Consider the following 12,863-nt stretch of genomic DNA (forward strand, 5'->3'; position numbering starts at 1 on the left):
AGTACAGGCCCCACACTCTCGACGGCTTCATAGCCGGCACCGGCCTGACCCTCGACGACCCACCCTCACCCTGACGAGCTGAAGTCAGTAATGACGCGTTCTGCACCAGGTTGCGCCAGCGCTCCAGGAATCCTGGTGCACAACGCCGACACCGACGTCCTCGCGGGCCACACCGTCGAGGCGGGCACCGACATCCTGGTCTGCCCGTACCTGACCCACCGCGATCCCGAACTCTGGCCCGGCCCCGAGCACTTCGACCCCCGGCGCTTCCTCGCGCCTGGCGGACGGCCCGCCCACCCGGGCGCCTACTTCCCGTTCGGCATCGGCCCGCGTGCCTGCCTCGGCATGCAGTTCGCGCTCCGCGAGGCGACCGTGCTCCTCGAACACCTGCTTCCGTACACTCCGGCCTTCGACTCCGTCCCCGAGAAGGCGGAGCACGGCATCACCGTCCGCCCCGCCGGCCCCACCCTCGCGACCCTGCGCCCACCGCGTACCTGAGGCACCCCGTCGTCGCCGCGCACGGCGGCAAGGACGCCGACGAAGGCCGTGCGGCGCGTACGGCGCCTGGCCGCGTACAAGCGCCACGTCCGTGACGTGTACTGATCCTCTGTCGGCGACGGGCACGGTCCGGGCCTCCCGGCCGTCGAACCCCCGCACCCGCGACACGCGGGTCCCGCGCTCGCGACACGCACGGCCCAGAAGATCGCGCCCGTACTCTCGTGACCATGGTCGAGCATCGCATGGTCGAGGTGAACGGCGTCCGGCTGCACATCGCCGAGCAGGGCGACGGCCCGCTGGTGGTGCTTCTGCACGGCTTCCCCGAGTCATGGCACTCCTGGCACCGCCAGTTCGGCCCGCTGGCCGAGACCGGGTTCCGTGTGGTCGCTCCCGACCAGCGGGGCTACGGACGCAGCGACCGCCCCGCGGACGTCACGTCGTACACCATCCTCCACCTGGTCGGCGACGTGGTCGGGCTGATCCGGGCGCTGGGCGAGGAGAGGGCGTACGTGGTCGGGCACGACTGGGGCGCGCCGGTCGCCTGGCACACCGCGCTGCTGCGCCCCGACCTGGTGCTCGGGGTGGCGGGTCTGAGCGTGCCGCCCCCTTTCCGGGGGACGCAGCCGCCGCTGGTCGCCATGGAGGAGAGGTTTGGCGGTCGCTTCTACTGGAACTACTTCGCCCGGCCCGGTGTCGCCGACGCCGAGTTCGGACGGGACCCGCGGACCGCGTTGCGGAAGTTCTTCCACTGGGCCTCCGGCGACGCTCCCGGCTCCGGCGAGGACAGGCAGCCGCTGGTCGACCCCGAACGCGGCTGGCTCGCGACCATGCCGGAACCGGAGGCACAGCCCGAGTGGTTCACTGAGGAGGATCTCGACGCGCTGGCCGAGAGTTTCTCCGAGGGCTTCACCGGCGCCCTGAACTGGTACCGCAACCTGGACCGCAACTGGGAGCTGACCGCACCCTGGGATGGCGCGGTCGTCACCCCGCCCTCCCTCTACATCTACGGCGACCGCGACCTCGTCCCCGCCTTCCCCGGCACGCCCGAACTCATCGAGCGCCTGCCCCGGTTGATGCCCAGTCTGCGGCGCGAGCCGGTGAAGCTCGCCGGCTGCGGGCACTGGACCCAGCAGGAGCGTCCGGACGAGGTGAACGCGGCCCTCATCCCATTCCTCCGGTCCTGTACCTGAGGAGCAGCAGCCCGGCCGAGGCCGGAACGGTGAGCCCCGGTAGGCCGCTCGGCGCCTCCCCGTGAGAGCCGGCTCAGTAGCCGGCGGCGGGGGCCCAGGGCTTCTCGCGCCGGCCCAGCGGGCGCAGCCATGGCCGTGATCTGCGATCCGGAAATGCCCGATCGGCCCGGTGCCGGGGTGCGGGAGTGTCCGGAGGGCCCGCAGCTCTGTCGGCGCGCTCTTGGGTGTGGCGCCTTGGCCGGCCCTCGTTGGTTGATGTGTCAACCGTCACAGGGTGGCTGTTGCGCCAAAGGGCCTGGTCGAGGCGTTATGGCGAGCCCGGGCGTGGAGCGTCGCTGTCGCAGGCCTGCTCGTCGTCGCGGTGACGGGGGCGGCGGGAAACGGCTCGGCCGTGCGCTCGCCGGCCGTCGGTGACCAGGCCGTAGCCGTCGCGCGCTCATCGCCGACAAGAATTTGGCCACGGGGAGGCAGCTTCCGGGACTGATGACCGAGCACGCCGCCTCGCCAGGCCTGGCCGAAGTAGTGATCTACCTGCGAGCTGCCGGGCATTGCGCCGAGCCGGGCAGTGGCCGGACCTCTGATCAGCGTCTCCGACGGCACCCCTCGGGCCCGGTGACACCACCCCCCATGTCATCTGCTCGACAGGGGGCAACAGCCATGCCGGGCCCGGAGCCCAGTGGCCCTCTTGCTGGACCGCGAAGAAGATAACTGTGAGAGTTCTTCTGCTGGAGACGGTCGTCGGCGGTGCGGCGGGGACCGGCCAGGACCGCGATGAGAGCGATGACCGTGACGGCGCCCGCGGTCGGTCCGAGAAGCCGCGCGGTCACGAGGGCGAGGATCAGGCCGACGATCCTCGCCACCACGCTTTGCGCCGCTTTCCTCACCGACTCGTACACCGTGGAGGCATTGACCATCAGCACGGCTGTGGCGACGGCGAGGTAAGGCTGGTTCTGGGGGACCCACGGGGCGACGACCGCCCAGGTCAGCAGGGCAGCGATGACCGTCTTGACCCCGTGCACCACGTGATCGGCGTGCTTGCCTTGGATCCGGCGGGCGAGGGCGTGTACCGGTGCGGTGACGGGCATCGCCACACGCTCCACCACAATGGTTGAATCTTGCACGACATCGATAGTGGCACCGTCTGCCCTTTTTGGCCGTGACGTCGGCCACGGTCATCGATGAACGGTCCACCTGTGCGAACACCTCGGCGTGCCGCCGTCGCCGGACTGTGTGCGCCCACCCGGGGCGCGGGTCGCACTTCCTCTCAAAGAGGGTGTTTTATCTCATCCCATTAGTTTATTGTTCAACCATATTTGGGTTGCGTATGTTCCATAGCGCAGTGACACCGGTGGATTCCGCCGCTCGCAGTGATCAGACCGCCGGGCTGCCCAAGGAGGAAAGATCATGAAGAAGATCATGTCGCGTGTTGCGCGTGCGGGCGTTTCCGCGGCGCTCATCGGGGGCGCCCTTTGGACCGCCGGTGTTACCGCGACTGCGGCCCCGTCCCAGGCGGACGGGCACACCAAGGCGGTCGCCGGCGACAGCCGAAACCTCCCCGGTCACGGAAACCGGCCCAACGGCTCCGGGTACGCCGGTGCGCGGCGGGAAGCGCACGACCGCCCCGATCCCTGGATCGCAGGCCAGTTGGAGATCTTCGACCCGTGGATCAGCGACCAGCTGGCCATGTTCGCCCCCTGGATCAGCGACCAGCTGGCCATGTTTGTGTCCGCCGACGGCCATGGCCGGTGAGCCGTCACGGACAGGCTTGCTACGACGTTGGCGCGCCTGCGCACCTTCCGGCCGGGGCTTCCTGCCGCCGACCGCGTGAGGCCCCCGCGTCGGTCTGACCTACACGCCGCCACCGGCGACTGAGCACCGAATGCATCGGCGTGAAAGCCCGGCCCTGGATCAGCCGCCGTCGCGAGGGCCTTCGGAGTCGGCTGGGTCGACGTCCCCGACGGCCGCCGTCCGGCTGCGTGGCACGTCGGCGCTCGTCGCTCCTGTCCACGCCCGGGCGCGGCCCCGGCTCTGAAGGCCATGGGCGGACTCCTCCCGCCCGGGCAAGCCCGGACCTGGACCGTGTCGTGCAGGGACGGCTCCCGGTGATGCGCCCTTCGGGGGCGCCACGGCCGTCCCGCTCCGGCGCCGCCCGCTTGGGCCTACTTCCCCTAGTTCCTCCCGGCGTGACTGGTGGGGCCACCAACGGGGTGGCCCCTGTCGGCGTGCCGGGCGGCGCACACAGCGGCAGATCGGGGGTGATTCCGGTTGGGTGCAGATCCAATGAGGGTGCTGTCGTTCAGTCGGTGGGTATGACCTGGTCGCGGTAGCGCGTCTGGTGGTTGCGGATGAACTCCTGCTGCTGGTGCCACGCCCAGTAGGCGTCAAAGTCGCCGTTGGCGCGGACGGCACGCAGCTTGAGCACGGCTTCAGCTCCGGACAGGCCCCAGCGGGCGCCGGTGATGTCCAGGCGGTCTTTGACCAGGTGCCGGCATGCTCCCTCGATGATTCCGGTGGCGATCGGCCAGCCGCGCTCAAGGGCGGTGTCGTAGCGCAGGTGCTCGGCCTTGCCGGACAGGTAGTTCACGGCCTCGTCGATGCCCTTGCGCTGGGCGCCACGCAGTCCGGCCGCGTGGGCGGCTTCCTCGAGTGCGGCGGCGGTCTGCTGCACGCCGCCGCCCAGCAGGACGCGGGCGTGGTGGGCGACCCAGTTCTCGGCAGAGGCATCGCCGCTGCCGTGCAGGCACCACGACGCTCGCCACAGATATTCGAGCACGTGGATCAGGTCGACGATGATGTGGACGTCCACGCCACGCTGCTGTGCTTCGGCCTTGATGAGGTCGATCTGATGGCGGGCCCCGTCGACCAGGACGACCCAAGGACGGCGGTGGCCGGGGTCGCGGTGCTCCGCCTGATCGAACACGGCGGCCACCACCTGCGCGGCGGTGTCGTTCACCGAGCCGCACAACCACTTCGACCGGGCCTTCGGCCCCTGGCGGCGCTCGGGCGCCGCGCCGTGGGCGGCGTCGTCTTGCCGGTCGGGGTCGGCGATGATGTCGTCGACTGTGCGCGGCGCGGGTTCGACATCGTAGACGGCTCCCAGGGTGGCCATCCGTTTCCTGCCGTGCTTCTCGCCGGACGCCAGCCGGGTCTTCATCGCGTTGCCGCCCTTGGCCGCCGCGGCCTTCGCGGTGTCCTCACGCAGCGCTTCGGGCCTTATCACCACGCCCTTGCCGTCGACCGACAAGATCAGCGGTGTGATGTCGGTGCAGGGAGCCGGCACGAGGGCGTCGTAGAACGCGTCGATGTCCGCTGCGGCACTGACAGCGAGTTCCTGGACCTGCCGGTGCCCGATGCCGGAGCCGGTGACGGCGTTGATCCGCTCGCAGGCGTCGGCGAAGCTGCCGCGGGCGGACTCGATCGCGGCGAGCCTGGCCAGCCCGTGCGAGTGCATTCCGTCCGGCAGGTTCAGCACCGCGTCGGCCGGGTGCAGGTCCGCCACGCCGGTGCCGCGGTAGGCGATCCGGACCACGGTGACCTTGCCGAACACCGTGGCCAGTCTCCGGTGCCGGCCCCGCTCGATCCGGGAGCGCCCGACACCGGCGGCGTCCACGACCTCCCGACGCACCTCGTCCCTGGCCCGCAGCGTCAGGTGGTCCTGGAACAACTGCCGGGTGACCTCGCGTATCCGCGCCACCAGCAGATCCTCCAACTGCGCGTGCGTCATCACCGCCGCCTGAGGGGCCGCCAGCTCCGCACACGCCGCAGCGAACAGACCCGCCGAGGCGGCGAACTTGTCCTCACACTCCGCGAGCGCACCCCGGGCCGGCCCCACCACGCTCACCACCCCTGCTTCCTGCCGTCGACCTTGAACAGCCCGGACGAAGGCTCGGCCAGGATCCCGCGCTCCACCAGCCGCTTCAGCTTCGAACGCATCCCTTCGACATGCCGCGGCTCGGTCCCCAGACCCAGGTGCTGGCAGACCTCTTTGCAGCGCATCGCCGCCCCCGAGGTCGCGAACAAGGCGATGATCTCCCGGTACTCCGGCGACATCACCGTCACGTCCAGCTCTGCCTCGGCCTTCACCATCGCCACGGCGACTCCGCCGGCACCCCCGCCCGTGGCGTCCGTGCCCAGCACCGGAGAAGACGGTGCGGCCAGCACCTCCTCCACCGTCTCCCGCGCGATCTGCAACCGCGACAGCCGTTCCTCTGCCCGCGACAACTCCTCGGACAGACCAGCGATCTGCTCACGCAGCCGCTCGGCCTGGCTCAGCACCTCAGCCCGCCTGGCCTCCAACGCCTCTATCAACGACGGCACACCACACCCACCCTCGCTCAGCACCCCCGCGCCTCACGGCGGGCTCGACCCCAGCGACGGTAAAAGTCGGCACAACCGGCCACACCCCGAACCTCTGCGAATCACCCCAACGAGGCACCCCCAGAAGATCTGCACCCTAGTCAAATCACTGGGCTGGGCAAGCACTCACCAGCTGATGCGGAGGTAGGTCCGCCGCTTGAGCGCCGCCGTCCATCGCTGGGCTAGGAGTTGTGCTGGGCCGGTCTGGCCTGCTTGCGGCGTCGGAGATGTTCGCGTTGGGCTTGGGCGCGGGCGCATTCTCGGGTGCTGTACTTGATGCCGCTGGTGCGGTACTGGTCGTACTCGGCGCGGCCACGTTGACGTACGAAGTTCCGGCGGCAGGTTTCGTAGGAGCATTCGCGGATCGTGGCCTTCGCCACATCGACGACCTGCGCGCGCTCGCCGCCGACGACCCTGCATCTGGGAAAGGCCGACCAGGTACAGGAAGACGCCGGTCAGTTCCGAAGATCGTCTGCCACTGCCGATGCTTTGGTGCGCCTGGCGGGTGATTGGGCTGCTGGGGTTGACCTGTGGTGGTGGCGGATAGGTCTGTCGTTGTCGCGGTGGGCGGCGCTGGCTAGGGGAGGGGCGAGAGTGCGCTTCGAGGTGCGGGTTGAGCCGTTTGTGGGAGAGCTGCGGTCGTTGCAGGACTGGCTGCGGTCGGATCCGGAGGTGCGCCGATCTACGGCGGTTGAGGTGCGGGGGAGTAGGCCGGGGCCGGGGGAGATGGGCTCGGCGTTGGATGTGCTGGAGTTTGTTACGGGGAATGGGTGGAGCGCTGCGTCGTTTGTGCTGGCAGTGGCGTCGTGGCGGCAGACGCGCTCGCAGCGGCCGCGGGTGGAGATCCGCCGTGGGGACACGGTGATTGTTCTGACGGACTGTTCGCAGGAGGAGATTGAGCGGGCGACGGGTGCTCTGGACGCCCTCGAGGGTGAGGGCGAGGCGGGGCGGTGAGCGTGTTGCCTGATCCGGGGGCCTCGCGAGCGGTCCTGGTGGGCACGAGCCGCTACCGGCATCTTGAGCAGTTGCCCGCCGTCGCGAACAATGTCCACGCGCTCGCCGAGCTCCTGCGCGGTCCTCTGTTGCTGCAGTTGCCCGGCGAGCATGTGATCGTGGTGGAGGAGCCAGAGGCGGCGCATACCGTGGTGGGTGCGCTGCGGCGGGCGGCTGTGGAGGCCACGGACACGCTGATCGTGTATTTCGCCGGTCACGGACTGGTCGACGACCAGGACCAGCTCTCTTTAGGCCTGCCGCACAGCGAGGCCGGCCGTATTGAAACGGCCTTGCCGTATGACTGGTTGCGTCAGGTCCTGCTCAGGGACTCCCGGGCGGAGCGGCACGTGGTGATCCTGGATTGCTGTTACAGCGGTCGGGCGCTCGGCCGGATGAGCGGAGGGATGGGGCTGGCGGATCATGCGGTGGTGGAGGGCAGTTTCCTGCTGGCCGCCGCGGCCGAGACCCGCACGGCCAGCGCCCCGGTCGGGGACACCTACACGGCCTTCACCGGCGCGCTGCTTCAAACGCTGCGCGAGGGTATTCCTGGCGGTCCACCCTTGCTGGAGCTTGGGGCTGTCTACCGGCATCTGCGCGTGATGCTGGAGGCGCGAGGTCATCCGCTTCCGCAGTCCCGGGACCGCAACAGCGGCGCCCGACTCGCCTTGGGACGCAACCGAGTGCATCTACCCGCCGCATCCGCGTCCGTGGCTGCCCCACGCGACGCGGATGCAGGTGCGGGGGAGCGGCCGTGGCCGGACCCCGCTACACTCCGCACGGTCACCGGGTTTTTCACCGCGCTTGCTGAGGTTCGTGCGGTCAGCGGGCTGACACAGCAGGCAGTCAGCCAGCGTTCGGGCGGGCGAATTTCAACCGGAACGGTGGGGCGTCTGATCAACAGCGGCACGCTGCCGACCAGATGGCAGACAACCGGCGTCTACCTCGAGGCCTGTGGTGTGCCCGACGACCAAGTGACGCGGTGGCGGTCCGTGTGGGAACGCTTGCGTGCTGAGGCGGCGTCAGCGGCGCTGGCCGTGGACGCACCGGAACGAGCCGAGCCAGAGAAACGAACGCTGTGGAAGCGCGCCTTTCCTGTTCGCCGCAGACGAGGTCACTGACCAGGCTTGGCTGGGGCTGAACTGCTTGGCGAGTGAGGGTGGGGCGTCTTCCCTGTGGAGTCGGATGCGCCACCGAACAGAGTGTTCCATCCGGCGATGGCGAGAAGAGCAAGTACAACAATGAGGCCCACTGACGGCTTCTTCCACCGGCTGGATGCTGTGGACGGCTTCACGTAGTGCCCTGCCCGGTAGTAGCCCTTGCGCGTCTTCGCCACGCTGCAACCCCCCGCCTCGTGTGACTGCTGCTGGTCAGGAGTCTCGCAGTGATCGGACGGTGCTGTTTCGTGAACGGTTGAGCACGGCTGATTCTGCATGCTTGCGGCGTGCGGACTTCTACGTGGGCCTGGCCGTCACCGGGCGTGGGGGCTCGGTGGTGCAGAGACCCGCCCCACTTGATGGAACTCCAGCAGCGCGCGCGTGGTTTTCTGGCCGGTGGGCACCGGTGACTCCACCACCGTCGTGCTGGGCGACAACCTGGTCATGCAGGTCGACCTTCGCGACATGAAGCCGCCCACGAGGACGACGCGGTCGTGGCCGCGGTCATCGACCGGCCGGCCGAGACTCTGCCCCAGCAGCCCGGCGGCACGGCGCCCTACCTGGCCCTGTTCGCGCTCGCCCACGCGGACCCGGATCGCTGCTGCGGATTCGGGGACCTGCTGGAGAGCCCGATCCACATCGGCAAGATCTGGGCGACTCCCCGGCTGTGGCGCGAGCTCGACGAGGACACCCCCGATGTGCGAGGACGCCCAGATCTTCCAGAACGAGGTCGAACGCCGCGTGATGGCCCCCTCGAGGCCCTCAAGGCCAGCAAGCAACCCCAGAGCGGCGACCGGGTCCGCATGCAGGAGGGTTCGTGCTGGGGTGGGAGAATACGCGATATGCGGTTGAGATGGTGGCGGTCGACTGCGGTGGCATCGACCCGAACGGCGTCCACCGGTGTGTCTTTGCCCACGGGGCCTGTGCTTTCGGATGCGCCGCTCGCCGACGTGGGGATGGACCGCCTGGAGCGGAAGGGCTTCGCTCTGCGGTTGGCGCGGACGCTTGCCGAGCGCACCGGTGATCGTGGTTATGTCGTCGGCCTGTACGGCCGGTGGGGGGAAGGCAAGTCGACCGTCTTGAACTTCGTCCGGCACGGGCTTGCCTCGTACCCGGCTGAGCAGGTGACAGTTGTTGAGTTCAACCCGTGGTTCGACTCTGACGAGACCCACCTGTACGCGGAGTTCCTGCACGCGGTCGCTGCCGCGGTCGATGCCGACCTCGAGCGGAGATACGAGAAGGCGATTCGACGGGCAAGCCGCGCGAAGGGGTTCGTTGAGAGCGTCGGGCTGCCGAACAGCGTGAACAGCATCGTCAAGGTCTCCACACTGCTGGGCGCCGTTGGCGGGCTCGGGCAGCCGACACTTCGCGATTTCCACGACCGGCTGCGTGAGGTCTTGACACCTGTCGGCGCAGTCCCGCGCCGGGTCGTCGTTCTCATGGACGACATCGACCGCCTGGACGACGCGCAGATCTCCACCGTCTTCCGGATGGTGAAGCTGGCCGCCGACTTCCCCAACCTGTGTTTCCTCCTGGCTTTTGACCAGGACGTCGTCGCGGATGCCCTCGGTGCTCGCTACCGATCGCACGGGGCCGGGGGAGGCCGGGAGTTCCTGGAGAAGATCATCAACTCGCCGCTGCACCTTCCTCGGACGGATCCTTCGGTGGTCGCCCAAGTGCTGCGCGAGATGCTCGATCAGGTATTCGCGACCCACCGGGTGCTGTTGAACGAGTCGGACGAGCGCATGCGCCTGGACGACGCGTTGGAGGCGGCCGTCTGGCCGTGCGTGACATCACTGCGTCAGGGCAAGCGGCTTCTGGGTAAAGCCGACTTCGCCCTCCCGGTGATGGCGGGTGAGGTCAACCCGGTCGACCAGGTGCTGATGGAAGCCCTACAGCTCCTCTTCCCGGACTTGTACGCCTTCGCAGCAACCCACAAGCCGCTGCTGGTGCGTGCCGTGACCGCCGAGCAGGATCAGACCAGCCTACGAGGGAAACTGGATGAGGTCTGCCAGCCGCTCCGGCCGGAAGGACGCGAGCTGCTGCAGCGCCTATTTCCGCACCTTCAGGCCCTGGATAGCAACCGCCGGTTCACAGCAGCCGAGCAGGAACAGTGGATCCGCGCCCGGCGGGTGTGCTCCCCCAGCCACTTCGAGCGCTATTTCGCCTACGGCCTGCCCGTCGGCGACATCCTCGACAGCGAGATTACCGCCGTCATTCAGGCGGCCGCCCCGCGCAACACCGCCTTGCTGCGCGATCTCCTGGACGCCCATGACCCCGGACTGGTGATCCGAAAGCTCGCCGAGAACAGCGTCCAGATACCGGCCGATGCGGCCATGCGACTGGCTCGCGCTGTGGCCGGCACCCTCACCACTGCCACCGTGGACATCGCCTTTCAGGCCGGCAACCTGATCAGACGCCTGCTGGCAACGGTCGACGTCACTGCACGTCCCGAAGCCGCACAAGAACTCCTCGACGCCGCGTCTGCCCAGCTCGCAGCCACGGTGTTCACCTGGCTCGAGGCCCCGCACCACGATCTCGAACAAGGGCAGCCCCTCCTCAGCCAGGAGCACACGCAGCAGCTCGGACAACACCTCACTCAACGACTGCTCGCTTTGCCGGCAGATCAACTGATCATCCCGGGCAGCCAGGGCGACCTCATCGCCTATGGGGTGTGTCTGCGCCACCAACACGAGCGAGCCCAGCAGTACCTCACCACGGCCCTCCAGGACGATGCGGTCCTCCTGCAGCACATCCTCGCCCTGTACTTGGGCGGCCACCGAGTCTCCTTCGTCAGTGCGCTCACCCGCACTGGCTACCTGCGGCTGACGGAACTTCTGCCCGCCGAGAGCTGGCTGGCCCTGGTACGCCGCCACTTCCCCGCCGCCGAAAACACCCTGGCCGGCCTGCCCCAGAACGCGGCCGGACAGCCAGAGCTCCCCGCTGACTCGCCCGAGTATCCGGTCTTGGCTTTCCTCGCGGCCTACCAGGCCCTCGACACCCACGAGCCGCCCACACCCGCCACGGTCTTCGAACCCACTCCGGAGGCACCTGGTGAGTTCCGCAACTATTCCCCCCACCACCTCGCACAAGAGTCGGGGGACACGGTCCCCTTCGTGATACGCAGCGCTGTCGTTCTGCCCCGACAGTTGAACAACCGCCCAGGCCCACCCGTCTCCAACGACTCCGACCAGACGCGCATCAATGTCCTCACCCGCGTCGCGGACCAGGCAGGCCTGCGGCAAGCCTTGACCGCGCTGGTCGGCACCCCGCCCTGGGAGACAAGCACTATCCCCGGATGGACAGCAGAAGGCGGCTCGGGCCGAGAGGCAGCCAAACTGCTCTGCGCCACCTCCGACGACGCCAGCCCCGGGTTCTCCCTGGCCCTGCAGATGGAGATCGGTCGCGCCACACCATATGGCGGACTTACCGAAGAACCCGGAATCACCGCCACACTCGACCTCGTCCTACGACTACCCAAGGACCAGCGACGCCTGACCCTGGAGGAACTACGGGACCTGCTCATCGACGCCCTACAGCTCCACCGAGCCGTCAAAGGCGCCGCCACCCACTTCCTACCCGGGGAACCACAGACAGGAGCGGGCGTGCTGTGCATTACCAGCCCGACAGAATTTGGGCAGCTCATCGACATGGACGACTACGGCGCAACAAGCCGCCCCGGCCGAAACGAAATCCCCGTGCACTACCGCCTGCCCCTGCAGCCACCCCAGCAGCTGCCACTCCAGTTCGGAACGTCCGCCCCCAGCCCCGAGGCCGAACTCGCTGTTGAACTGATCAAGCGCAGCCTCCAATGGACGGGACGACAGAGCTACGCCCCCGCCCTTAACCAACTGCTCCGCACCGCGCCCCGCTGATTCATCTGATTGCGCGGCGCGCTCGCCCGCTGCGGCCACCCCGCAGCCGGCGCAGCGGGGCCTGCCGCTGGGTTAGGGGTTGGGCAGGGCCGGCTTGGCCTGCTTGCGGCGTCGGCGGTGTTCGCGTTGGGCTTGGGCGCGGGCGCATTCGCGGGTGCAGTATTTGATGCCGCTGGTGCGGTTCTGGCCGTACTCGGCGCGGCCGCGTTGGCGTACGAAATTGCGGCGGCCGGTTTCGTTGGCGCATTGGCGGATCGTGGCGTCTTCGGCGAGGTGGTTGTACAGCTGGAGGAAGACGACGGACAGGATGGTGGGGTAGCGGTCGTTCAGGCTGCCGATGCCGATGCTGAACGGCTTGAGCGCGGCGTTCAGCTCGCTCACCAGGTCGCCGATCTTCATGTCCAGAACGAGTTCGCGCAGGTGGTCCAGGTCGCGCGGCCATGCCTGCTCCCGATCTGAGTTGTCGGAACGCCACTCTGCCAGCCGTTCCTCACAGACATCGGGCCCGATGAGGGCGTCGAGTCCGCCCTCGCGTCGCAGGGCCAGCCAGGTGGTGATGGCCGCCTGTGCTTGTGTGACGTAGAGCGTGGCCAGTTCGCCATGCAGGCAGAATGTCCTGTGGCGCGGGTGTTCGCGCTCGGTGAGTTCCTTGAGGCGTTCGTACTCGTCTTCGTCCCAGCCACCGGTGTCGATGCTGCCGCCTAGGCCGTGTTTTGGAACTGAGCTCCGGACCGCGCCTCGTGCCGTGATGATCTTGGTGTGGGGCGTGGGGATCTTTCGGATGAGCAGTGGGCGGT

At 68.6% G+C, this 12,863-nt stretch carries 10 protein-coding genes; 6 read left to right on the forward strand and 4 right to left on the reverse strand.

Annotation, left to right across the window (positions count from 1 at the left end):
- The first annotated feature begins 135 nt into the window (after positions 1-135).
- Complete coding sequence (locus ACIPSA_RS50695; RefSeq protein WP_402648942.1) at positions 136-498, forward strand: cytochrome P450; 363 nt, start codon at positions 136-138, stop codon at positions 496-498.
- A 227-nt stretch (positions 499-725) separates the two neighbouring features.
- On the forward strand, positions 726-1,688 hold the full coding sequence (locus ACIPSA_RS50700; RefSeq protein ID WP_402648945.1) for an alpha/beta fold hydrolase: 963 nt from the start codon (positions 726-728) through the stop codon (positions 1,686-1,688).
- 581 nt (positions 1,689-2,269) lie between these two features.
- Here the strand turns inward: ACIPSA_RS50700 and ACIPSA_RS50705 are convergent.
- Positions 2,270-2,809: an aromatic acid exporter family protein gene (locus ACIPSA_RS50705; RefSeq protein ID WP_402648947.1), complete on the reverse strand. Its 540-nt coding sequence runs from the start codon at positions 2,807-2,809 to the stop codon at positions 2,270-2,272.
- Positions 2,810-3,092: 283 nt separating this feature from the next.
- On the opposite strand from ACIPSA_RS50705, the gene ACIPSA_RS50710 reads away from it, so the two are divergent.
- On the forward strand, positions 3,093-3,437 hold the full coding sequence (locus ACIPSA_RS50710) for a hypothetical protein (protein WP_402648948.1): 345 nt from the start codon (positions 3,093-3,095) through the stop codon (positions 3,435-3,437).
- A 547-nt stretch (positions 3,438-3,984) separates the two neighbouring features.
- Here ACIPSA_RS50710 and ACIPSA_RS50715 read toward each other — a convergent pair.
- Together ACIPSA_RS50715 and ACIPSA_RS50720 are read right to left on the reverse strand one after the other, a co-directional pair.
- On the reverse strand, positions 3,985-5,520 hold the full coding sequence (locus tag ACIPSA_RS50715) for an ISKra4 family transposase (protein WP_402648963.1): 1,536 nt from the start codon (positions 5,518-5,520) through the stop codon (positions 3,985-3,987).
- A 5-nt stretch (positions 5,521-5,525) separates the two neighbouring features.
- Positions 5,526-6,005 carry a hypothetical protein gene (locus ACIPSA_RS50720; protein WP_402648951.1) on the reverse strand — a complete coding sequence of 160 codons (480 nt, stop codon included), beginning with the start codon at positions 6,003-6,005 and terminating at the stop codon, positions 5,526-5,528.
- A 405-nt stretch (positions 6,006-6,410) separates the two neighbouring features.
- On the opposite strand from ACIPSA_RS50720, the gene ACIPSA_RS50725 reads away from it, so the two are divergent.
- From ACIPSA_RS50725 to ACIPSA_RS50735, 3 genes are all read left to right on the forward strand, one after another.
- Positions 6,411-6,998, forward strand: a complete 588-nt coding sequence (locus ACIPSA_RS50725) for a hypothetical protein (protein ID WP_402648953.1) — start codon at positions 6,411-6,413, stop codon at positions 6,996-6,998.
- Positions 6,995-8,155: a caspase domain-containing protein gene (locus tag ACIPSA_RS50730; protein WP_402648955.1), complete on the forward strand. Its 1,161-nt coding sequence runs from the start codon at positions 6,995-6,997 to the stop codon at positions 8,153-8,155. Before ACIPSA_RS50725 ends, ACIPSA_RS50730 begins: the two co-directional genes overlap by 4 nt.
- Before the next feature lie 530 nt (positions 8,156-8,685).
- Complete coding sequence (locus tag ACIPSA_RS50735) at positions 8,686-12,066, forward strand: P-loop NTPase fold protein (RefSeq protein ID WP_402648958.1); 3,381 nt, start codon at positions 8,686-8,688, stop codon at positions 12,064-12,066.
- Between the two features lie 72 nt (positions 12,067-12,138).
- On the opposite strand, the gene ACIPSA_RS50740 is transcribed toward ACIPSA_RS50735, so the two are convergent.
- The coding region (locus ACIPSA_RS50740) for a hypothetical protein (RefSeq protein WP_402648961.1) at positions 12,139-12,863 on the reverse strand (725 nt) is incomplete at its 5' end.

This window comes from Streptomyces sp. NPDC086549 (assembly GCF_044746205.1).
Classification (GTDB): Bacteria; Actinomycetota; Actinomycetes; order Streptomycetales; family Streptomycetaceae; genus Streptomyces.